Annotated in this window: 23 protein-coding genes and 1 pseudogene; 10 read left to right on the top strand and 14 right to left on the bottom strand. The window is 34.1% G+C overall.

Annotated elements, in window-relative coordinates:
* Positions 1 to 90: 90 nt before the first annotated feature.
* From AB0A59_RS03605 to AB0A59_RS03615, 3 genes are all read right to left on the bottom strand, one after another.
* Positions 91 to 1173, bottom strand: a complete 1083-nt coding sequence (locus tag AB0A59_RS03605) for a DMT family transporter (protein WP_458746551.1) — start codon at positions 1171 to 1173, stop codon at positions 91 to 93.
* A 157-nt stretch (positions 1174 to 1330) separates the two neighbouring features.
* Entirely contained in the window at positions 1331 to 1768 is a 438-nt protein-coding gene (locus AB0A59_RS03610) for a hypothetical protein (protein WP_458746552.1), read from the bottom strand.
* 701 nt (positions 1769 to 2469) lie between these two features.
* A complete protein-coding gene (locus AB0A59_RS03615) occupies positions 2470 to 3003 on the bottom strand; it encodes a hypothetical protein (RefSeq protein WP_458746553.1) in 534 nt (177 codons plus the stop codon).
* 532 nt (positions 3004 to 3535) lie between these two features.
* Here AB0A59_RS03615 and AB0A59_RS03620 point away from each other — a divergent pair.
* Positions 3536 to 3907: a hypothetical protein gene (locus tag AB0A59_RS03620; protein ID WP_458746554.1), complete on the top strand. Its 372-nt coding sequence runs from the start codon at positions 3536 to 3538 to the stop codon at positions 3905 to 3907.
* Positions 3908 to 4408: 501 nt separating this feature from the next.
* Here AB0A59_RS03620 and AB0A59_RS03625 read toward each other — a convergent pair.
* Together AB0A59_RS03625 and AB0A59_RS03630 are read right to left on the bottom strand one after the other, a co-directional pair.
* Positions 4409 to 4954 carry a hypothetical protein gene (locus AB0A59_RS03625; protein WP_458746556.1) on the bottom strand — a complete coding sequence of 182 codons (546 nt, stop codon included), beginning with the start codon at positions 4952 to 4954 and terminating at the stop codon, positions 4409 to 4411.
* Between the two features lie 274 nt (positions 4955 to 5228).
* On the bottom strand, positions 5229 to 6116 hold the full coding sequence (locus AB0A59_RS03630; protein WP_458746557.1) for an LbetaH domain-containing protein: 888 nt from the start codon (positions 6114 to 6116) through the stop codon (positions 5229 to 5231).
* 310 nt (positions 6117 to 6426) lie between these two features.
* Between AB0A59_RS03630 and AB0A59_RS03635 the strand changes: the two genes are divergently transcribed.
* Both AB0A59_RS03635 and AB0A59_RS03640 read left to right on the top strand, forming a co-directional pair.
* On the top strand, positions 6427 to 6897 hold the full coding sequence (locus AB0A59_RS03635; protein WP_458746559.1) for a hypothetical protein: 471 nt from the start codon (positions 6427 to 6429) through the stop codon (positions 6895 to 6897).
* A 37-nt stretch (positions 6898 to 6934) separates the two neighbouring features.
* Complete coding sequence (locus AB0A59_RS03640; RefSeq protein ID WP_458746561.1) at positions 6935 to 7363, top strand: hypothetical protein; 429 nt, start codon at positions 6935 to 6937, stop codon at positions 7361 to 7363.
* Positions 7364 to 7933: 570 nt separating this feature from the next.
* Here the strand turns inward: AB0A59_RS03640 and AB0A59_RS03645 are convergent.
* Positions 7934 to 8113, bottom strand: coding sequence for a hypothetical protein (locus AB0A59_RS03645; protein WP_458746562.1), 180 nt, complete (start codon positions 8111 to 8113; stop codon positions 7934 to 7936).
* 440 nt (positions 8114 to 8553) lie between these two features.
* Positions 8554 to 9576: a cache domain-containing protein gene (locus tag AB0A59_RS03650; RefSeq protein ID WP_458746564.1), complete on the bottom strand. Its 1023-nt coding sequence runs from the start codon at positions 9574 to 9576 to the stop codon at positions 8554 to 8556.
* A gap of 806 nt (positions 9577 to 10382) precedes the next feature.
* On the opposite strand from AB0A59_RS03650, the gene AB0A59_RS03655 reads away from it, so the two are divergent.
* The 3 genes from AB0A59_RS03655 to AB0A59_RS03665 all read left to right on the top strand — a co-directional run bounded on the left by AB0A59_RS03655 (position 10383) and on the right by AB0A59_RS03665 (position 12522).
* Entirely contained in the window at positions 10383 to 11702 is a 1320-nt protein-coding gene (locus tag AB0A59_RS03655) for a multicopper oxidase family protein (RefSeq protein ID WP_458746566.1), read from the top strand.
* A gap of 10 nt (positions 11703 to 11712) precedes the next feature.
* On the top strand, positions 11713 to 11886 hold the full coding sequence (locus AB0A59_RS03660; RefSeq protein ID WP_458746568.1) for a hypothetical protein: 174 nt from the start codon (positions 11713 to 11715) through the stop codon (positions 11884 to 11886).
* Between the two features lie 228 nt (positions 11887 to 12114).
* The gene (locus tag AB0A59_RS03665) at positions 12115 to 12522 is read left to right on the top strand and encodes a hypothetical protein (RefSeq protein WP_458746570.1); all 408 of its coding nucleotides are present in this window, start codon (positions 12115 to 12117) and stop codon (positions 12520 to 12522) included.
* A 414-nt stretch (positions 12523 to 12936) separates the two neighbouring features.
* Here AB0A59_RS03665 and AB0A59_RS03670 read toward each other — a convergent pair whose 3' ends face one another.
* The gene (locus tag AB0A59_RS03670; protein WP_458746572.1) at positions 12937 to 13161 is read right to left on the bottom strand and encodes a hypothetical protein; all 225 of its coding nucleotides are present in this window, start codon (positions 13159 to 13161) and stop codon (positions 12937 to 12939) included.
* Between the two features lie 531 nt (positions 13162 to 13692).
* On the opposite strand from AB0A59_RS03670, the gene AB0A59_RS03675 reads away from it, so the two are divergent.
* The gene (locus AB0A59_RS03675; protein WP_458746573.1) at positions 13693 to 14175 is read left to right on the top strand and encodes a hypothetical protein; all 483 of its coding nucleotides are present in this window, start codon (positions 13693 to 13695) and stop codon (positions 14173 to 14175) included.
* 412 nt (positions 14176 to 14587) lie between these two features.
* On the opposite strand, the gene AB0A59_RS03680 is transcribed toward AB0A59_RS03675, so the two are convergent.
* Positions 14588 to 15802, bottom strand: a complete 1215-nt coding sequence (locus AB0A59_RS03680; protein ID WP_458746575.1) for an alpha/beta hydrolase family protein — start codon at positions 15800 to 15802, stop codon at positions 14588 to 14590.
* 310 nt (positions 15803 to 16112) lie between these two features.
* On the opposite strand from AB0A59_RS03680, the gene AB0A59_RS03685 reads away from it, so the two are divergent.
* The gene (locus AB0A59_RS03685; protein ID WP_458746577.1) at positions 16113 to 16547 is read left to right on the top strand and encodes a secondary thiamine-phosphate synthase enzyme YjbQ; all 435 of its coding nucleotides are present in this window, start codon (positions 16113 to 16115) and stop codon (positions 16545 to 16547) included.
* 378 nt (positions 16548 to 16925) lie between these two features.
* On the opposite strand, the gene AB0A59_RS03690 is transcribed toward AB0A59_RS03685, so the two are convergent.
* Both AB0A59_RS03690 and AB0A59_RS03695 read right to left on the bottom strand, forming a co-directional pair.
* Positions 16926 to 17813 carry a hypothetical protein gene (locus AB0A59_RS03690; RefSeq protein ID WP_458746579.1) on the bottom strand — a complete coding sequence of 296 codons (888 nt, stop codon included), beginning with the start codon at positions 17811 to 17813 and terminating at the stop codon, positions 16926 to 16928.
* A 477-nt stretch (positions 17814 to 18290) separates the two neighbouring features.
* Positions 18291 to 18467, bottom strand: a complete 177-nt coding sequence (locus AB0A59_RS03695) for an OsmC family protein (RefSeq protein ID WP_458747549.1) — start codon at positions 18465 to 18467, stop codon at positions 18291 to 18293.
* Between the two features lie 287 nt (positions 18468 to 18754).
* On the opposite strand from AB0A59_RS03695, the gene AB0A59_RS03700 reads away from it, so the two are divergent.
* Together AB0A59_RS03700 and AB0A59_RS03705 are read left to right on the top strand one after the other, a co-directional pair.
* Positions 18755 to 19264 carry a hypothetical protein gene (locus tag AB0A59_RS03700; protein ID WP_458746581.1) on the top strand — a complete coding sequence of 170 codons (510 nt, stop codon included), beginning with the start codon at positions 18755 to 18757 and terminating at the stop codon, positions 19262 to 19264.
* A gap of 115 nt (positions 19265 to 19379) precedes the next feature.
* Positions 19380 to 20243 carry a peptidoglycan-binding domain-containing protein gene (locus tag AB0A59_RS03705; RefSeq protein WP_458746583.1) on the top strand — a complete coding sequence of 288 codons (864 nt, stop codon included), beginning with the start codon at positions 19380 to 19382 and terminating at the stop codon, positions 20241 to 20243.
* 359 nt (positions 20244 to 20602) lie between these two features.
* Here AB0A59_RS03705 and AB0A59_RS03710 read toward each other — a convergent pair whose 3' ends face one another.
* The 3 genes and pseudogenes from AB0A59_RS03710 to AB0A59_RS03720 form a co-directional block, all read right to left on the bottom strand.
* Positions 20603 to 21529: an alpha/beta hydrolase gene (locus AB0A59_RS03710; RefSeq protein ID WP_458746585.1), complete on the bottom strand. Its 927-nt coding sequence runs from the start codon at positions 21527 to 21529 to the stop codon at positions 20603 to 20605.
* Between the two features lie 429 nt (positions 21530 to 21958).
* Positions 21959 to 22738, bottom strand: coding sequence for a DNA alkylation repair protein (locus AB0A59_RS03715; protein ID WP_458746587.1), 780 nt, complete (start codon positions 22736 to 22738; stop codon positions 21959 to 21961).
* 383 nt (positions 22739 to 23121) lie between these two features.
* Positions 23122 to 23550, bottom strand: a pseudogene (locus tag AB0A59_RS03720) (nuclear transport factor 2 family protein).
* Positions 23551 to 23937: the final 387 nt, after the last annotated feature.

The raw sequence follows: 23937 nt of genomic DNA on the forward strand, positions 1-23937 counted from the left end.
AACCCAATACTAATTATGGTAATGATTAATATCTTTATATCCGACAAAAACGATATAATACAGATTAATAATATTCAAAATAAATAGTGGTTATTTTAAGGAAGTGTTCCCAGAATTGAGTTGCTTTTGTTTACCTTTTCTGGTAACCATAAGAGCAACTCCAATTAATATGATAATCATGGCAATAATTATAATTAACGTTACCTTTTCATCTAGTATCAACCATCCCAATATAATTGCAATGACTGGACTTACATATGCAAAGGTGTTAGCTAATGATGCAGATGTTTTTCTTAGTAACCAGTAAAAGTCAGTAAACCCTACAATTGTAATAATAAAAATCAAATAAACTTGTGCAAGAATTGACTGTACTGAAACCTGCATCAAATCCAAATTATGATATTCACCAAAGCCTATGCTTACAATTGTTAACATCAATCCTCCTGTTATCATTATCATTCCAGAAGATGCTAGAATACTTACAGGAAGTTTAGCTTTTGTAGAATATATTGAACCGATTGCCCATGCAATGGAACTGATTATAAGAGCTAAAGTACCAATAGGACTAAGATCACCTGTGCCTATAGATGGTGCAACTAATAACATAAGACCGCCAAAACCTGCACCCAGTCCTACCATGGTTGATTTGGTAAGTTTGTTTTGAGTTCCTTTCTTTAACCATTTATACATAAAAAATCCAATTATTACAACCCAAAGAGGGATAGTTGAATTCAATAATCCCGTCATACCCGAAGAGAGGTACTGCGTTCCCCATGTTAGTAATCCTTGACCACCCAAAAACAGAGTCAAACCCAAAATCAAACTATCCTTCCATTGAGATAATGTAATCTTTTCTCTTGATTTTAATTTATATTCTATGACTGGGGTTGATTGGATTTTCAGATTTTCTTGTTTAATACTATGACTATCATAGGCTTTATTATTGTCCTTTCTGAAAACAATATGCTTAATTTTTTTTCTCCAAATTGGTTTATTGAGATGAAAGTAATATATTGTAAAAAGAATTGACCCGGCAATAAAAAATCTCAGCCCTGCACTCATCAGAGGAGGAATGGTATCGATTGCAACTTTAATGGCCAAGAAACTTGATCCGTTAATAACCCATAATGCTATCAAGATCAACCATATAGTGGATTGCTGATTTACGGTCATAACACATTCTGATAGAAAATGATGGGCGTATTAATGGTATCGGTCTTTAATAATCTATAAGATCTCGACCTAAGATGGTATTTTGTTGTTTATCCGATATGATGACTTAAAGCGTGCTAACCAACTACCTAATGTATTTAAAAAAACTAGTCATAATTCAAATAAAAAAATGTATTCTAAAATGATTGCTTAGTTGAACCTCATCGTCAAACTCCATTCCACAGTGACGACAATGATGTGACCCCAAGTACTCCCCATGACTTCTCTTAATTACAACAAGTTTCTCCTTTTCAGAGGGATCGATAACTACAATGTGGTCGCCAATAGCTCTGTTTATTAATATTTCTTTAATAATATCTTGTATTTTTGGTAGATAGATCTCTTTCTCTTCTAGTGTCAAATAATATATATCAACGGGATTTGTTATCTCAACTTCATTATTATTAATATCCCAAAACTTTGGTATGATATTTGTGGTAGGCGTATTACCATATAAATTCTGAATCTCTTCTTTGATATCGTTTATTAGAAGCAATTTCATATCATGAGGAATAGAATTAATCTGCACCTTTACAAACATATTATTAGTTATCAAGGATACTGCTTTTTAACCAATTGTTTATTCCTTCAGCAAAAGATTTAAATCAAAAAAAAGATGCTCTTAATATCAAATTTTTCCGCTTCATCATTTAATATCCCATTAAAGGGGGGTATTCAATCCTACACACCAATTCAATCCAAAGCTAATCAATACTTAAAATACAAAATTTCTTTATCATAAACAAATAAAGTTTGATGGGTGATTATGTCGATATCTTTCATCTTTTTATTAATCAGTAATTAGTTACCATATAGATATTTCTTGTCACAAATCTTAGGATCTAGAAATTATCCCACTTCAAATAATCAACAACAATAAATAGTATCATTTAGGCATCAACGATACCGATATGTTCTCGAGATTAGACCAATCAAGACAAAAAGTATTATAAAACAATAATGATGATAACGGCAGCAACAATAACGTCGATAGCAAAAAAATACCCTCATAAGCGGAATAACCTTGTTATTTCATTTCTGGGCTATGAACATAATCTACATTAGAAGTCAATTATAAGTCGAGGATCTCGAAATCCTCAAGAATATTAGGTCATTCAAGAAACTGTTAAATAAGTATGCAAGTTTAATTAATAGATTTACTTTTATGAAACCATTTGGATATCCTCATGATTTCCACCGAACCCGCATAGTATACAGGTCTATATACAAAATAGATCGTTTAAAAATATGCTATTGTTAATCAGATGCAATCATTAATTTCTTTTTACGTCGACGCTTCTCTATTATTACATTGAAATTTTCGTTTTGCTTTTCTTGGTAGCCTTCTTCTTCTCTCGTTACTGGCATGTTTTCCTTATTTTTGTGACTTTTTTTTATTGAAACGCGACTGATAATATTATCAGATCTCATCGGATGCTGTTGTTTAGAAACTTCCTTCAAAGTATCTTTTGAATAAGCTGGCGAAGGAGAATTGATCACATAGTGTTTATGTCGCCTTTCTACATCTTTGTTGTCTCCTTTAAGAACCCTTTCTATTTCTTTTGCTAAAGATTTTTTGACAAATTCTTTGAGTTTATCTGTATCAGGGCCTTGCGGATAGGTGGCTAACAAATATTCAAAAATTTTCATGTACTCGACTACTTTGTTACGATATTCTTCCTCAGTAGGTTTGTGATTTTTTGTTATCTTAAACCATGTAGTTGCGCATTGAGCAGGATAGGCTTTTGCAAGTTCCTCTATAATACGCTCCATTTCAAAGAAATCTAGCATAAAGACAAACTCCTACATGAAAGAATAATTGGAATACCTTCCTTTCTTCTCAACTACATAATTCATGATATCGTACTATTTATCCTCTTATCATGCACTTGTAGTAAATCTATTACCAAACTTACTGGTCCGGTCTATTGATGACTGTATGTCTTATCATAATGAGCATGACAGAGTGAATCCATTAATCTGATTACTATGTATTAAATTTAGTTATATGGTTTTGACTAAATAGGTGATTGAATCGAGTCAAATTTGTTTCATATGCCACCGAACCAGATAACTGTTTTAGTAACTAATATGATATAAAACAAGAAATAAAGTAACTTAAAATTATTCAATTAATTAATAAAAATAGCGTCACTATACATCTTGATATTACAAGAATCATCACATTGAATGTATCGGATATTTTGAATGAGATAGCGACTATTGTAACAGACTTGTCACTAAAACGACAATCATAGAAGTTAGTAAATCTAACTACTTTTTATGACACTAATTTTAATTTTCCAATAATTAATGATATATTATGGACAGAAATTATAAATCAAAGGGATTGAATGATAATAGAATTATGAACTTGCAAGGTGATAATGATGGTGGGAATGATCGCTCTAAAGTATTAGATGATTTATTGAATTATGCTCTTGAAATTCAAAGATCGAACAATCTTGAAAAATATGGTGGATGGCAAGAAACAATTGAAAGAGTTATTGAAAAAACATATGGAAATGACTCAATAGAGCTAAAACATATAAAAAGTGCAATGAAACTTAATTTTCTAACAACTAGTGGACAGTCTGAAGAACAGCGACGTATCTATTTTAATAACCTGTATGAAAGGAGATTTAACAGAATAGAACAAATAATTGACGGCTTCAAATCAGAATCAGAATCTTAATATGGAATAGATATAAATCCAATCTCGAAAGGTCTAAGAATATGGAAAGTATGATCACCCCTTCGGTATATGTCTGAAATATAGTTAAAATCACATTGTTTACATTTTATGCTACGAGTCATCATATAATAAAAGACTGTATGAAATATTAGTTTTTTTCATAATGCCCCTAACAGTCATCTTACATGGTTTGCTTATGGTAATTAGATAAATATTCGGAATCCCATTTTATCATGAAATCTCTGATCTTTACCTGATGGATCATGACGGTCTGCTACGACCCGCTTAAACTTACTTATAGTAATTCGACTCAATCGTTGAAACCCTATAGGTTATTGTGTACATCCTTTTATCAATTCCATGTGAAAATCCTCATGATTTCCACCGAACACGCTACCAATTTATAGTAACGACATTCTAATGCATTACCCACTAATATTACTGAAATGGTGCTCTATGACTATATTACCAAATATGAATGAAGTTTAGTCTATTCACATGTTAACAATTGAGCTTATCTCTGATAACTTTTGTATGTTCCCCACCAAATTTGTTTAGAATGTCACAATAATTGTTTTCATTACTCTGGACTAGAGGAGAAACATGATATGTAGCTGTTGCGATACTACCACGAGATATAGAACATGAAGCTTTTATTTGTCCAAATGTTTTAACGTCGCAAGTATTAGAGCCTAGATGTGGATTAGAAAATTTAAACTCTACTGATCCCTGAACATCTCCAAATCTAACATTGGCTGTAACACTGCCCACCTCACTACCACCAAGGAATAGATTTCCTGCCGTCACCCATTTGATAATCGGTCCCACTTGTGGAGCAGGAGAAACAACAAATTTTCCAAGGGTCATATGCCCTCGAACGTCATAAAAGAAGCAACATCCACTCATAGTGGCAGTGGCTGTAATCCTTGCATCTGCTTTTTCAGTTAGAATAGGAACCAGAAATATCATCGTCCCTACAATTACAGAAAGCACCGCTAATTTTGTACGGTTCTTTTGCATCATTTTTGCAAAGCACAATTCATTCATACAATTCTACTTTGAAATGTCAATATAACAATGACTATTAATTATACCTCTAGATATTTCTCCTATACACTTAGTGATGATCGAACAGACTAAATTTTGATTTAGGAGGATTTTGTTGTTTAATTAATCATCAATGTTTTTTTATCATATCGTGCAACACAGATAGATATAATCAATATTATAAACCTAAGTTTCAAATTAGAGTCAAATTAGTTTTTCATAGCTGTGTAAATAAATAATATAGTTAATTACATCTTGACGAAATGTTACAGAATTAAGGAGAACGACTTGTTTCTAACATTCCTCTTTCCATCAAATTCTCTCGTTCTGCAATTCCAAGTTCTCCATATCCTTCTGCAAGTTTTTCATTCACATGAACTACTGCAGTATTGATATTCTCATAGTCGCTGCCTACTCTTTCTGGAAGACTGTTTGCTTGTTCCTGAGTTGTTATGACGCTACCAGGAGGTACAAATTTGTCGTCTGCAACTTCTATCCCTCCTGTTATAGTGCTTGCAACTCCAACTGCTACATCATTTCCCAGTTTAGCATCAAATACCAAACTTTCCATTCCAACAAATGTATTATTTCCTACATATGCCGGTCCATGTATCAATACACCATGTGCTAAGCTTACATTTTCACCAACAAAAACAGAATATCCGTTATCAAATCTGCTGTCATTCCCTAACAATCTTTCTCCAGTATTAGAAAAACGTCTTTCATCTATATTCTTGCCATTAAATGTAGTTTCTAAGCCATGCACTACAACACCGTCCTGCATGTTAGAAAGTGCTCCAATATAGAGGGGTGTGCCTTCATCACCTCTGCATACAGCTGTAGGTGCCACCAAAACCTTCTCCCCTATGTAACAATTTCCGATCACTATTGCAAACGGATGTATGAACGTAGATTCTTCCATAAATGGAAATGATACATTTGAATTAAAATCCGTTACAACATTTTGATGAATATTTGGCCAATCTTGATTATTTAATGTGCCTTCTTCACCTATTTGTTGTTGATTTAATACACTACCTTGTGCATAACTTTGAGGTAGTATGGTGATCAAAATAAACATACTTGTAATAAAAGGTAAAAAAGTCCATAGTTGATTCTTTTTGGCTATCATAACTATTACTTTAGTTAGTATTTTATACATAATACTCATTGTAAATTGTTATTACCTGTTTGGTCAAAATTATTACTATAATAAAATTAGATTCTTATACTCAGACCCATGCGAAAATCCTCATGATTTCGACCGAGCCCTGATACCAATACGGAACTTTATCCGCCGAATGTGCTCTCTGTATTAGTAACTATCAAGAAACAAAATATATATAATAATATGAATTTATTAAACAATTCTATTAGAATAATGTTTATCGTTACTTTCACTATTTATATATTGCAGTGTATGGGATTAGTCGAACAGGGCCCTTATATAGTCCATCATATAAAATCGTTTATTGAATAAAATAATTTTCAGCATAGTTGTAGTCGGAACAACACTTCTATTATTTAGTATTGTTACTGCTCATTATATGCTAGGTTCATATGATAAAGCACAGGCATTTAGGGCCGAAGATGGACAAAGATCAATGACAATTGAAAAAGCTCCTGTATCTATCTCCGGAGATAATGTTTATGTTGTATGGTGGACAAACAATACCGCAAATGGTGATGGGGAAGTCATGTTTCGAGCATCAAATGACTCCGGCGCTACATTTGGAGATAAAATCAACTTAAGCAACAACACCAACAACAATTCTGTGGATGCTATGATAGATTCAGACGGTGATAGTGTAGTAGTTACATGGTGGGAAAGAAATCAAACGTCTAACGAACCTGTGGCAAAAATAAGTAATGATAGCGGTGTTACATTTGGACCTATACTAAAACTTGCATTAAATAATACAATTGGCATCGCACAACAATAGGAAGTGAGTTAGTATAAGCAATTATCTTTTTACTGTTTTGGTAGCGCTTGTATTAGCAGGAGTAATCACATCGATAATTATTGTAAACTCATTGATGATTATCTCAGTAGATGCAAAGACTTGGTTACCGTCTAATTTTGATGCGCCCATATCCCTATCTGGAGACAATGTATACATAGTGTGGTGGACTAATAACACATCAAACAATATTAGCGAAGTAATGTTTCGCGCATCAACTGATGGGGGACAATCTTTTGAGGATAAGATAAATCTCAGTAATACTATTAATGCTAATTCCGATACAACAGAGATAGATTCAGACGGTGATAGTGTAGTAGTTACATGGTGGGAAAGAAATCAAACGTCTAACGAACCTATGGCAAAAATAAGTAATGATGCAGGACATACTTTCGGACCTCTAATACACCTCTCGCAGAATAAAACAATTAAAAATAACGAAGGGTAGCTTTTATTATTTTTTTGAAACTCCCAAAGAGCCAATAATGCATTTAACTCCATTAATCAAAAATTGATTATTGATTCAAATATCAAAGTTCTAATTAGACTCATGCGGATATGATTCTCATTAAAAACGCACTCTTATCTATGACTATCTCAAAGGTGTTACTAATATACCATTACCATCAATATTATGATTTTCGAACGTAACTGATTTGCTCTGCAAATTGTTTTAGTGTAATGAGATTTGTATTATAATCAAACCAAAAAAAGATTTGTAACATGCAATATGGATATATGATTCTAATTTTGGGTTGAAAACTAGCGTTAAATTTATTTCACATACCACGGAATCAGATATCTAATTTAGTAATTTAGTAACGATAGAAGTAGTATTCATAATTTAAGTATTAGAAGTTATGACATATCAATAAATTTTGAATGTTTCAGCGAACGTCGCTCCTGCAATAATTTGAGATGACCCAGAGGAATCTTTCTTAGCACCAGGCTTCGAATTGGCCACTCGGAGGCAATTCCTGAAGTGCCCCAGAGTTGCTGTCCGGATCATTAAAATGAACTAACTTACCCAAAATTGTCGGTTCACATCAGTAACATCCACTCCGCGCTTTTTAAAATCATCATGAGCTGCCTGAGTGTCCATGACTATCTTTTGTAAATCCTTAATGCTACCGGGTTTCATCTTGTCGGCAATACTAATCCCGAAACAAATTGAGCAGGCAGAACCTGGAGTTGTCATTTGAACAAAACGTAGCCTCTCGTTCCAGGTGTGGTCATGGTCTAAATTAAAAGCTACTTTACCTTTATAAAAATCAAGAGAATCGATATCGGCATTACTTTCTATGGACCCGCCTTTTGAAATATTTTAATTTTGATCTACTATTTATAAAAATAATTGAAGTAGCATATGTTTGAAATCTCAATACATCTTATTAGAAAAAAATAGAACAAATACTTATCCAATATCTTACTAGTCATTTGGTTTCATATCTGACCGAGGCATCTGTAGCATATGTAACTGAAAATGGTTCACCAGATGTTTTATGAAAAATTAGTGCATTTCCCACAAAATCAAATGAACCTATCTTATTTTGGTTGGGTTAATCTCCGTCATTCATTTATTGAAGTGCAAATACGATTTCCTGAGATGATTGTCCATGGTATCTAACAAGAGCTTTTTTACTTTGATGTATTTTGTAATAGCATTTCTTTTTGCTTATCGTTTTCCATTATACCATTATTGGTTATTGCATAATTGCTGGATGATACAACAGAATTGCCATTATTTGGTTGAATTAACAGAACGGCCCAATTGTTGAAAAGAGCTTTGACTGGATAGTACGAGACTAGCATTTCTGTGCAATTAACTATTTCTTTAACGGTGCCTGACTTCCCATTAATGGCATTTTGGAATCCCTGCAAATTGGCAAATGATTCGTTTCGGTTAGCTGATAGTATGTCTGAGTCAGCAACCACCTTACCAAGATTGTCAACATATGCTATGCGTTCATTGTTGGTCAGATTCAATAATTGAAGGCTCTCGTTAAATTCACTCATATCCAAACCACCCGCCCATATTCCTGCTAATGATCCATTTATTCCCGAATAGATGGGCACCGCCATCACGGCCTGATTCTGGCCAGAGGATGCAGATACTATTACATTACCCAAGAAAGTATCATTATTAGCTATCACTCCCTTGTAGTAATCTCTGAACGCAAAATTAGATTTAGAGAGATTCTCCTGAAGAGAATATGGTTCCTCAATATATATATCACCATTTGGCATCAAAAAGAACACCACCTGAAACTCTTCATATTTTTCCAAAATGTCTTTTGCTACTTGTCTTTTAGGGATATCCGCGTTTTGGGGGAGTCCTTTTTGCTGTCCTATCGTTTCGTCAAGCTTATTCACAGAGGTTACATTTTTAACTTCTGGCAACATACCCGTGAGTTCAAGTATTGCCGCAGCTTTTTCAAGTCGGTTCTCCATATCTTGTGCTAAAAGTTTTACATAATTATGAGCTTGATATGCATTGTTTTCAAAAATAGCTGTGTTATTGTTATTGCTGTTTCCATTTATTTCAGAAGGAATCTGTCCATTAGAAAGTGTTTGTGTTGCTAAAGATATTGCTAAAATGAGTAAAGTCAAACTCGCGATTCCATAGATTAGATTTTTAGTTACAAAGTTTTTGTTTCGCATGGCTAATCTCCTATACACAAAGACGATGTAATAGAAAGGTCTTTCTTTTACATAAAAGCTGATTTAATATATATCCCATGTAACCCATAAACGTATTGTCATTATCCGGGCAGTGGCCTTTCTAACTATAATTCAATTTCAAAATGTTAGAACCCCAGTCTGATAGATGTAGATTTGAGTTCCAAACTTCGCATATTTAATGTGCTTAAAATATGTGAATTATTGGAGAATGTGATTGAGAGAAAACTGGATAACTAATAGCGAAAAATTTTTATCTGTTTCCACCGAATCCGTTTTATATTATTATAGTGTTAATTTATATGTTATTTTGGTAACCGGCTGATATTGTTGAGAAAAAAATTTTACCTTGCCGGGTTAATTTCCATACTTCCGGACAGAGACGTGTAAACACTAATTGAGCAAACTAAACTTTTTCTATCACTGGGATCTTAGTTCTGTCGATCTTATAATGTACCAAAAAATATCATACAAGGGTACATACAATCTTGATCTGTATTTTAACAATCGTAATCACAACTAACTTTTAATTTTTGTAACTTAAATAATAACAATTAGTTGCACAAGTGTTAAATAACAAATGGTATAAGCGGGCAATATATATGAGTCAGACTAAAAAAAACTATTTTATTGATAAACAGAGCAATGAAGGAATTGAATATAAAGGGAATTATTTGGAAATATCAAAATTCTTGGCGACAGTCATCTAAATGGTCCATAAAATAAGGTTCTCCATTAATAGTTATGACCTCCTATACATTTTTTCCATCTCGATTTTTGTTTCGATAATGTTTGTATTTGGATCTTCAAATTATGATACTTTTGCCAGTGATCAGCATTCACCTTTGGATGGAATGAACTTTTCAAGGTCACAAGATGTTTATAGTAAAGACGGCGTTTTGAAAAGTACCATCTCTGCATCATATCATATAGGAAAAGTTGACAACCAATCAATTAGTTCTATGCTCTATAATGGTTCTCTTGGAGGACCAACTTTATACGTGCATCCTGGCGATAAGATCGAACTTGATTTGATAAATAACCTAAATGAATCTACTAATCTTCATTTTCATGGACTTCATGTATCTCCTGTAAATAATTCGGATAATGTATTTCTTGAAATTGCTCCTGGTAAGACACAGCATTATTCAGTCGATATTCCAAAAGATCATCCTCCTGGTAAGTTCTGGTACCATTCACACATACATCATATTTCTAATGAACAGGTTGCCTCGGGTCTGTCTGGCTTGATTATCGTGGAAGGGTTAGAACAGTTATTGCCAGAGCCATTACAGAATATCACAACCCAGAACTTTGCCTTGAGAGATTTCCCAGATAGTAGTACAACTACGAGTTCCTATCGAACCGTAAACGGAGACATCAATCCAAATATCAATATTACGTTAGGTGATACTCAATTATGGCGTTTTGCAAACATTGGTTCTGAACCATATTATGAAATTGGACTACAGGGCTACAAATTCTATGTTATAGCAGAAGATGGAAGCCCGGTTTGGGAGGTATGGGATAATGATACTCTATTGCTTCCTTCAGGAAAGAGGTTTGATGTACTGGTCACTGCTACAGACAACGGATCTATTCCATTAATGGCCTCTGCGTATTATCCACTCCCTGAGACCAAAATTGCGACTGTAAAGGTACAAGGTAACCAAAAAGAACCTGTAAAAGCTATTCCGACTAGCTTAATTTCAAAGGATGACCTAAATCTTAAGAACATTACTAATTATCGCGTCCTTAATTTTACATCGAACGACGAAGAGTTTATTTATAAAATAAATAACAAGACATTCGATGCTATCAGAATAGATCAGAAAATAAAACTGGGAGATATAGAGCAATGGAAGTTGATAAACTATGACGACGATGATCATCCCTTTCACATTCATGTGAATGATTTTGAGTTAATATCAGTTAATGGAAAGCCATATGACGCTCACGGATTACAGGATACGGTTATAATCCCAAGTCACGGTGAAGTAGTCATTCGGATAGCATTCGAAGATTTTGTGGGAAAATCCGTATATCATTGTCATATCATGTTCCATGGGGATAATGGCATGATGGGTACTTTTGAGGTCGTCAAATAGGTGATATAATGTGAACATAAGTATATTGAAGAGATTTTACTTAAAAAATAGCTGTACAAATGATATCGCTTGTGAAATCGTAGAATTTCATAGACATGAACCTCTCATAGGAACTGAACTTGCATACCATACGGAACTTAATTCCACCGGAGCAGTTAAAAGGATTTATGAACACCCGGTGTAAATCATTTATCAACGATAAATTCGAGTGGAACATCGACAAATCTTTTAGAACTTCTAATCGCGTTGTCTAAATCCTAATAGATTCTAATATATCAATAGGATAGAATAACTAACAAATTTTATAATTGATTCTCTATCCACTTACCTACCTTTCATCTACTTACAGGCCTATCACTTACCAATTTATATACTTACTTTTCTATAGTGACTATTACAAAGTGATTTAGTGTTGACAGGAAATCAGTGTGATTCAAATTGCGAAGTTCAATATGGAAGAGAAGGACATGCATCGTTGTACCATGGACATAATAAGCTTTCAGATAGATGTGAATGCAATAGTTGTGGATGTGAAACAACGTATCAAGATAGTAATGCTAGTTGTTCAAGTTGCAACGTTGATCCAATTGAAGGTGCAAAAAAATTACTGGAAAGTGCATTCTTTGAAGCTTTAAAAGAAGTTCATGTAGAGAAGATAAAGAAAATAATAGAAAGAGATTGGGGAAATAACATAGACAAAGCAGCTGAATTAGTGGTTAAAACAATTGAAAAACAATGGCAAACATCCTTATCTACTTCATCTCCAAGTAAGGAATTTTATGAAGAACTAAAAAAGATAATGACATCAGGCAATAAATAATTATTAATGATGTTCATATAATAAACTAAACATAATATTTTTTTTGATTAGAGTGACTAAATATGTCAAATTTGTTTTATATACCCAGAACCCGCAAACCATACGGAACTTAATCCCACCGAATACGCATAATATACAGGTCTATACCTAGTTATTTGCTATATTATTTGTTAAAAAGTGAAGATTTCGTCTATCTGTAAAATAATAAGAGGAGCCTAAATCTTGCCTGTTAGACTTGATACGACCATAAAGAATATTCAATTGTTAGAAAATTATAAAAATGCAGAGTTATTTTACCAATTCGATTTATATTTAAGATCCAATAATGGATGTAGTTCCTATGTAACTACAAAGTAGAGTATAAAAAGTAAAAAAAGTTAAACTAAAATAGATTTATCCACATATCGTTTCTAATTATTGCATCGTTGAATTATCCATCATACCTGTAGAATTGTTCGTTCCTCCAGTCATGTTGTTCGTTCCTCCAGTCATGTTGTTCGTTCCTCCAGTCATATTGCTAATTCCCTCGGTTATTTCTTCATGAAACATTGCAAAAACAGGAGATATCATAGCTCCTCCCACTAATGTCGATGTTGCTGCTATTATACTTAATATTACGAATAAGTTTATTTTATGCATGCATGATTTTAATTATTATGCTTTATAAGCTTATACAATGCTACATTATAGTAATGCCTAACTTTATTCATTTTAAATGATGTTGACTAAATAACTCGTCATATTAATTGTCATAAACTATTGATTTAGATATAAGCTGTGATCAAAATCAAAGTTATCAAATTACTGTTGCAGCAATCGTATCCTCTCCTGTAATTCTGTAATCCCCAACGACTTCGACTACAGAACCAACAGGAGAAGGATCCGCAGTCAATAAAAAACAGTTATTCCGAAATTCCCTACAATGAATACCTAGTTATAAGGAGACTCGCTGAAGTGGTTTAGAATCAATCATTCGCCGACTATATCAAAGATGTACTGGAGATAAGAACTCAAGCAGACTTAGACGACTATGTCACTGTATAAAAATCATTTGAGTCTGCTGAGAAATTGATGGAATGGGTTTAAGGAAAATACTGTGGGATACAGTATGATCATTTTTAAAACAGCAATCTACTATAATTTATTTGAAGAAGAGGGGAATCAAAGAGGATGGAGTTAGAGAAGAAACACTATGAAAATATAGAATTAGGCATAGCATTTGATTATCCATCAGATTGGGTCGAGATAACTGATGAGAGCATAAAGAATTTTGGTGCAGATGTGTTGATGCACAGCGATTCGGTAATTTTTGGGTTTAAAAGAGTGAATGTAAAAATAAACTCCGAGGGTCCCATTGAAATGGCTATTGAAAAAGTATTAAAAGATGCAATTTACTTAGGAGAGACAATACTCGAAGAATCAAAGTTAGATAAATATCCTATTAGAAGTGGCCGCTCTGGAACTGTAATCGTAAAGAGATTGTACGATGATAAAAATATAGTTATACATGAAAGAACGTTTATCATAAATGACAAAAAAGATCGTGGTTTTATAACCTTATTTGAACAGGATCAACAAAATACTAAAAGCATAGATTCTGTGAATCTTCAGAATCAACTGGAAGAACTATTTGAATCGTTTAGGTTTTTGTAGCAATTTGCTAGAAATAGTTATTTGATAGATTCAAATGAGTTTGAAAAAGATGCAGTATTCCCAAACTCCAATCCATCTGATGTTCTTCAATTTTATGATATAAGATATTGCATTAATTGATTTATTTGTTTTACTAGCAAAATAATTATTGATTTGGGTTGATTACTTGAGTCAAATTTGTTTCACATACCACCGAACCAGCATAACATACGGAACTTAATCACACCGAACTAACTACCTGCTTATAGTAGCTACATAATTATGTAATTGGGATATCTTGAACACTAAATTCCTAGTCTTTTATAAAGAAAATAAAGTCAATCAGAGTCCTCATCTCTAGCAAACTTTGACCTACTATATGTTGTGTGTTTCAACAACGACTATTTTCAGGACACCTAATCAGACTATTATTTCATTCTTGTTGCAAAATGGTAAATTTCTTGATATCTCTGATTGGATCTGAAAGCCATTCATAAAGGTCTTCTAGAACCTTTGATTCGATTGGTCCCCCAGCTACAGTAATCCATTGAGATGAAGGGTAAAACAAATGACCTAGGTTCGGATATGTAATCAACGTATGATCAGGATGTCTTACTTCTGTGAGTTTCTGTTGTAAAAGTAATGCGTGCTGTATTGGGGTTTGTGAATCATTCTTTCCATTCAATATCAGAATAGAGGTGTCGGAGGGAACTTTACTTATGATATCCAAATTAGGTATAGCAGAGTATTGTGATTTAAGCCAAATTGGACATGGTTTTAGACCGCACTTCTCATCTTGTGTCATAACTGATGCTAACCTGAGTTGGTCTATTAATCTCGGTTTAAGTTCATCATTAATACTTATGAATGTGTCATTATTCATATTATACTGGGGATTGAGCTGTTTGACTGTTCCATTGATAGTAGTAATGTTTTGAGTGAGAGCCTGAGTGAGATTTATTGGAATAGAGTGGAAAATACGATCCTCTAATGCTTCTTGCACTGATATTAATCCATTATGATTATGGTCTAGAACTTTCTGAGCATAGAGTATTGGGAGGGTAACGGCTTGATAGTATGCTTCTTCGTGATAGCCCAGGGCTACTGAGCCCATCAATACTATATTATCTACTATATCCGGATTGTTGATTGCAAGTCTTGTGACATACATAGTACCCTCGCTATGGCCAACTAGAGACATACTATTAGAATCAACCTCTGGTTGATGTAGAAGAACCTCTAGCGCTTTCTCTGCATCGTTTTCTAGATCGTTAACAGTTATATTCCCCCATACGTTGCTATCCAAAATAGTAAAATTTGCACCTACTCCCCTCTTGTCATACTGCAAGACTGCAAAACCTCTTTCTGAAAGATATTGTGCTACGTCAAAGAATGGTCTAGCAGATGGATAGATAAGCGAGCCTGTTTCGTTATCTATACGAACGTAGTTACCTGCAGTTTCATTCATATCAATAGGTCCAGAGCCAGATACAAGAAGAATACCTGGAAAGGGACCGTCACCTGTGGCCGGAAGATTTAGTCTAGCATTTGTCTCTAAACCATTGCCCAAATCAATAACCATGTTTCTATATTTTGTTGTCTGTAACTCTGATTGAGCATATGCTGTGAGAGTTAAACCGCAAAACAAAAAATATAAAACAAAAATGGAAAGAATTATTGAAATCTTTAAATACAAAGCATTTGATCATATGTGTTCTATGAATTAAAGATTACTAGTTCGTGATGGGTAGATATTGATCGTCCTTTTTTTCATAAATTTAATCATTGATAAATAGCCAACTACTATACTGATGAAAAACCCATGTGGATATCCTCATGATTTCCACCTGTGAGTATTCTTGTTATGCTGATTGAATAACAAAAAAGAGTCAAATTTGTTTCACATACCAAAGAATTCGTTTAATAGAAAAATTTTAAAATTTATGAAATAACACAAAATGTCAGCACAAAATATGACGGTGATTATAAAGAAAATTCAGATCAAATCGAAATCAGAAAATGACATTCTTGGTATTACAGATAAAGTATCACAGTTTGTTAAGGAGAGCAAAATAGAAAATGGGGCTGTTATAGTTTTTGTTGTCGGCTCCACCGCAGCAATCACAACGATAGAGTACGAACCAGGATTACGAAAGGACTTTCCAGAAATGTTGTCAAGACTGGCGCCTAGAGAGATTGAATACGCTCATGATAATACATGGCATGATGGAAATGGACACTCCCATGTTAGGGCCTCTTTGATTGGACCAAGCTTGGTCATTCCAATCTTAGAAGGTCATCTAACGCTTGGCACCTGGCAACAGATAGTGTTAGTAGAGATGGATACAAGACCGAGGGAACGCAAAATCATATTACAAGTGATGGGTGAATAAACATATGCCACAATTAGATGTAATAATAACTCTCCGCTGTATGACTGATCGTATTTTATTGTAGGATAGTATCCGCATTCATCCTCTCGATTCTACATTTTTAGTTTGATACTGCGTCTCTTCTAATGTCGCACATCTAGTACAATCCTATCCAAATACCTTACGAATCATAATCCCTAAGATTAGTTATCAAACCCATGTGAAAATTCACACGATTTCCACCGAGCCAGATACCATTTATAGTAACAAATAATATATTTAGTAAACCTAAAAAACTTCAGAACCTAAATTAATATATTTTGCTATCTGCTGCTGGGACTACTAGTAAGTGAGTTGTCGATGCAATGACTAAAACAAGTTGTAAAGACTATCGAGAAATTATGGATTATCATAGCATATTGCATAAGCCTGGACAGTTAAAGCTGAATCCGAATTTGAACTAGTAGTAATTGTGACTGTAAATGTGCTAAGAGAATCTGGAACTGCAGAGAAAGAAGTTACATTTCCATTAGTAATTTCATAAATAGGTCCTCCTCCTAGGATTAAATCATTGGCGTGACATGATGCAGTAGAGGAATAAGGGTTACCGCCAGCTTTATCAATTGGTCCGTGAATTATGTAGGTTTTTCCATCTAATGATGATGAATCAGTTGATGATGAATCAGTTGATGATGAATCAGTTGATGATGAATCAGTTGATGATGAATCAGTTGATGATGAATCAGTTGATGATGAATCCGCAACTATTACATTATTAGTATTATCTGTCGAACTGACCGAGTCCTTATTATTTGTTGGACAACCTGCACCACCAATACCATTAGGACCTGTAGAACAACCTGCACCAGCTTTGCCTCGGGTGATGGTATTATCTGTCGAACTGACCGAGTCCTTATTATTTGTTGGACAACCTGCACCACCAATACCATTAGGACCTGTAGAACAACCTGCACTACCTTGGCCTAATTGGCCTCCAGCACTACCTTGGCCTAATTGGCCTCCAGCACTACCTTGGCCTAATTGGCCTCCAGCACTACCTTGGCCTAATTGGCCTCCAGCACTACCTTGGCCTAATTGGCCTCCAGCACTACCTTGGCCTAATTGGCCTCCAGCACTACCTTGGCCTAATTGGCCTCCAGCACTACCTTGGCCTAATTGGCCTCCAGCACTACCTTGACCCTCATTCCCAAAATGTAGACCATTTCTTTGGGAAAAAGCGAAATCAAAATGACTAAAACTAATCGGGATGGTTAAAATTATAACCATTAATCCCTGTATTAATAATATATTTTTTAGGTATGACATGGAGTTAAAAATTGAAGATGGTAATATAGATTTTGTTTTATTTACAGTTTTATTTCTTTGATATATTCTCAATAATTTTAGATTCATGTGGATATCCTCATGGCTCTCACCGAACCTTTAAACAATAGGGACCTTTATCTCATATGACTCGATACCTGTTTTACTAATATTGAGTGATAATAATGGGTCAAATTTGTTTCACATACCGCTGAACCCGCTACCTGTTTTAGATTCATAACTTGCAATGATATAAAATGCAGGACATCAGGTCAAGTGACGATATCCTGAGTAAATCGCTAATATATTGCAGATTTTTGTGTCCATAATGGGTCAACTTAACTTTAATCTTTTTATTATAGTCCTCTTAATAGCAAATGCTTTGTCTTTAAAAGTAATATCACTAATGTTGAGTTGATATATTTTAAAACATCTGAACCCTTATACCATACGGAACTTAATCCCCCCGAATTCTCTACCAATTTTAGTAACGAATTCAACCTTCTCTATTTTTATACCTTGGGCAACAGCATGGTAGATTAGTGTTGTAGTAATACAACCGTTTAATGCTGCAAGAGCGTATTCTACTGGATTGGCACGTGATCTTTTCCTGATAATACTGGTGGTTTGTCCTTTTCAAATACAAAAGGCTGACTTCGAGTATGGATTTGACATGCCCCATCAAAGCCGTTAATTGTAGTTTGATTATGTCCTCCATCGATCCATCTACCTTTAGCACGGAAATTGAATTTTGAGACATCGAGTGTCTATAATTTGCGTCCATGGCTCCAAAAAGGTTTATGACACTTTTAGAAAATGTCTATTTTTTTGTTCAGTTACTCTGTATAAATGTCTTCACCATCATTACCTTTTTACTTAAATAGGATATGCTTGTTCACCAGAATGTGAACACAATTTCAAAGTTCATTCCAACGATGTCACTGTTCTTGTTGACAGCAGTATTGCTAGGTATATGGCCTTCTGCCAATCCGATATATGCACAGAATAACAACCAAACAACAACAACAGCAGCTATTGACCAGCTGGCATCAAATCTAACTCAGGCAAACTCAGAACTACCAATAAAACCGCAGCTTAAAGTAGAAATTCTAGTACCAATTTTTTACAACAATGGTACGAATGTAGAAGCTGAAAAACATAGAATAATGTTTGAAGAATTAGTTAAGCAATTTGGTGCAGTTAGCTCTGAAGACAATAATATAATAAATGGTTACTGGATTAATCCACAAGATAATAAATCCTATGCTGATAAAAACAAAGTGTACTGGATAATAGTGCCCGACACAGAAGAAAATAGACAGTACTTTGTCAATTTTCAAGACAAACTAGAGTCACTGTTCGATCAAGAATCAATCTTAATTTATTTTACTCCGGTACTGAATTTATTATCTTAGTGATGATGAGGAAAGTAAGGAACCAGAGGATGATCAATCAGAGCATAATGAATGTGGAAAGTGGGCCAATTTGTAATCCAAATCTATTTAAATCACCATATTTCACAGAACCTATTTGAATAGGATAATAAAGTCGTCATTACTTCTATCTTTGTTGATCATCTCCACTGTGGGGGTTTTGTCCCATTCTGGCACAGATTTATTAGCACAGACTTCTGTCACTACAACTTGTGATCCTAACGCTCAAACACTTAAGAAAGATAACACAGGTGATATTGTTGTTACACTACAAAATCTATTAGTAGAAAAAGGGTATATGGATAGAGATCATGTAGATGGAGATTTTGGACCCGGTACAGATGCAGCTGTCAAACAATTTCAAACAGATAATAGTTTGACTGCAGATGGAATCGTTGGTCCTACTACATGGCAAGTATTATGTTCGACCGCAGTACTACCTTCTGATGAAACACCAGGAATGATGAGCTGTCCTGATGGTAGTGAAGGTACTTCATGTCCGGCAGAAACTTCTCCGACTCCTCAACCAAGTGTTAACAAACAGATTACCCCACCTTTGGATGCAACCGATTCAATTTATAGCGCTAATAAAACTATGTTCTTGGGTTCAAAAAATATATCATTAACTCCTTATCTAGTGACAGAGGAACGTTCCTCTGATCACGGAATCCTAAAAGGTGTAGGGAATGTTACTAACAATCAAACTTATATAAGCACTCATTTATCTGATGAATTAATCCAGAGTACAGGTAATGGGACATTAGAGACTCAAGATGGAGAAAGTATTGCTTGGATTACTTCTGCTATAGGAAGACCGGCTGATGATGGTAGTTGGGTTTTCCATGAAATAATATTATTCAACAATACACAAAGCAAATCATTGGCTCTACTAAATAATAGCATAGGTTTAGTCAAGTCTACTGTTGGCAATGAACCGGATTACATGTGGCTTTTAGAGTAGAGATCTTTTTCGATGTCTAGCTTGAAAGTATGCTTATAGAGTATAAACGAACCCGGTTACCTATATAACCAAACCTCCCCGGGTCCATTTCGTTGATACTCATGTTCATAACGAAAACGATTCAATAGCTAAATCTTGACTTAATCTTATTTTTTGGATTCAAATAGAGTGAATGATTAAGTCAAATTTGTTTCACATGCCACCAAACCCGCTTAGAAATACTCACTAATATAGTTGATATACCGTATGGATTCGAGCCCCAAACTTAGTCTGCTCTATTTTCACATATTTTGAATATTTCGTTAGATAAAAGATAAAATTTGAAGAAAATTCTATTTACTCAAATTCCATTTTTGAATTCAGCTATATAGCTCCTTATTTAGTATGCTAGCAGCTTGAGATGTGGCTTCCTCTGCAGCTGGAGTATCAGCAATGACATTTAGCATCATAAAGTCATGGATTGTTCCAAGATATCTAGCTGATGCTACAGGTACTCCTGCTTCCATAAGCTTGTGAGCATAGGCTTCACCTTCATCGCGCAATACATCATTTTCGTCTATAATTACTAGTGTGAGTGGTAAACCTTGTAATTGCTCGATGGATGCTTGCAATGGAGAAACTAGTGGATCTTGTATGTTAGTATTCTGATTGTCAACATAATTATTCCAGAACCTTTTCATAGCATCACGAGTTAGAAAATAACCATTTTGGAATTGTTCATAGGAGGTTGTATTAAAGTTGTAGTCAGTAACTGGATAGAACAATGCTTGAAATGATATCATGGGACCACCTTTTTCTTTTGCTAGCATTGCTATGGCGGTAGCCATGTTACCACCAGCGCTATCTTCTGCAACTTCTAGTCGAGACGAATTAACATTAATAGATTGACCATTTTCAGCAACCCATTTAGTTGCTGCATATGCTTCTTCAAGAGCCTGAGGATACTTTGCTTCAGATGATAAAGTATAGTTTACATATACAATAGAAACATTAGCAGCATTAGCTAACTCTTTTATCAATCTTTCGTGAGTATCAAAACCTCCAAGCACCCATCCACCGCCATGAAAATACATAACAACAGGTAAAACTTGATTTTCACTAATACCTGCAGGACGAACAATTTGAATCGTTATTGTTTCATTATTTGGACCTACAGGGATTGTTTGATTTGGTACTTCGGTTTCAGGTATGTCTACAGGAAATGAAGATTGAAGTCCAGATAATGCCATCCTAGCTTCGTTAGGTGATAAAGAGTTTATTGGGGGATTATTTTTTGACTTTGTCAAGCAAAAACGATTTTGTACTTTGTTCTAATCCAGTATAATTTACAGGGTTAGTCGAATTAACTGTATATACTTTTGGAGTCAAATTATTTGATAAAAAGCTGAAATCGTTGAAGAAGGAGGAAGAGTAAGATATTCCATTAGATTTCCAAACACTAGAAGGGATATCGTAAATAAGAAGGTTGTATACAAAATAGATATTCTATATGTTTTATAATTATTTTTATGAATCATAGTTGTTTATTGTATCATATCTTAAAAACCCTCAGTTTCAATGGCTTTCAGAAATTTTTCTTTCTAGCAATTAGATATCATACAAAGATATGTTCTACTTTCATGATAAAACATCAAGAAATCCTTGGCTAGATCAAATTCTTAAATACAATAGATTAGATGACTATTATGAATCTGTAGATTGTTTTTTCATGTTTGTTAATTATATAGTATCAGCCTTTTAGCTTCGACGTTTCCTTTTTTTAATTCATTTCTTAATGCATGTTTTATTATCCATTGTGTATTAGTATTTTGAGAATTTGACCATTTTTTTAATACCTTAAATCCAATACTATAATTATCTTTTAAAATATCATTGAGGTTATTTGCTACTGATTTTTTTACAAATAATGATTCATCCTGTCTTAAATTCTCAAGTATAGGTAGGATTGGTTTTGGATCTCTAATAAATTGGTCGAGCTTTCTTGCCCAAGGGAGCCTTGGTCTTATCCCTTCAGAGGAAAGCCTTCTTACATGAACGTTTTTACTTTGTGACCATTCTAGCATTAAAGATATCATTCTATCTGGAAACCTGATAAGAAAAGGACGTACCGCATATTCACCAGTACTTCGCTGTGTTATTTGGTAAATTGCATTAGTTGATGTCTCAAAATCATCAATACCGTACTTTTCTACGAAAAATGCTATTGGCATAAGCCAGTAGCCGTCTCTAAACATCCCCGTCTCATTTTGATTGGGTGGTCCAAGTATGTTCATCATAATATTTACGGATTCTTTGTAGTCTTTAGGAAGAAATTCATAGAGTGAGTCTGTAATTACCTCGACACGAGCCTTTAGTTCCAGATTTTTCGTATCCTTATCTACTCTCTCGATAAACTTTTGTTTTTGAAATTTTGGAAATATATTGTAAATTTTGTCTGCAAGTAGTTTTGCAAGATCCCTACCATAATAAGATTTTAATTTAGTATATTCTGTCATTTATGTTCACCTTTCTAGTCAAACTCCAATTTTCTACTACTGACAACTTAGCGCCTCCTACATTCCAATATAGTTCTGTAAATGAAAGTGAAGACAAGGCGACTTGGGAAATGGATGAAGATAGTACGATAATTGAGACTAATAAGCTTCCTGAGGTTATTAATCTTAAATTATGATTAGACAATCGACAATCAAATCATTTTCCAGCTCGCCAATAAAATACTTTTTATCGATTGTGATGAAGTCAAAAACAGCCGTATAGTATATTGATGTATATTATGAATTCGATTTTGTTTGTTGCTTATATTATAGGAATATTTTCGCTATTGTTAAGAATTTTAACTAATATTTAGATTATTTGAGTTCTATTTATAGTAACGATATTATGAAATAGTGATATAAGGGAAATAATATTGAAGTGGCTTGTATCCTTCGTACATATGATAAACTTTAGCAATTATTTGCCAGTTACCGTTGATTTTGATCAGTGTATGAAAGTCAATGTAGTTAGCGCCAATCGCGTCTTTCTCCATATCAACGCGGACCACCGCAGTTGTCGGATTTATTGTCACAACGTCTAGATGTGTCTTGATGTCGGGCGCTGTACCGTTCTTCTCAACAAAATCATAGAGATTATCAATTGGACCTCCTGACAACCTGCCATTAGTGTAACTATACATAATGGCATCCTTGTGGAATGCGTCGGAAATAGTAGCTACACTACCTATTCGTAGCCCTTAAACATATTTCTTCACGGTCTCAACCACGTCTTCATAGTCCTTTGTAGCCATAATTTTGATATTTGTTGACATTTGTTTTCCATTTCATTGTTATCAAGACTGTCCTAAAAGTAAACTTATCCGAACCCTTATACCATGAGGAACTTACTCCCACAAAACTCGATGGCACAACTCTCATAGTATACATAACAAAAAAGTATTAATAATTTCTTATATTCAAGAAAACCCTGACAAAAAATTCTTCAGACATGATTCTAATACCTTTAAGAAAAAAGAAAATTGTGAAATTGAATAATTTATTACCTTTGAATGTCTACTCAAGATCAAACAAAGAATATTATTTCAAAAGATTAGACCTTTTTCCATTATTCTGGCATTACATGTGAAGATTTCTATGACAAGGCTGCAATCATTTAACATCCGTAAGAATAATCCTCAATGAACTTTAAAGTTCAAGCG

The sequence above is a fragment of the Candidatus Nitrosocosmicus sp. T genome (genome assembly GCF_054408485.1).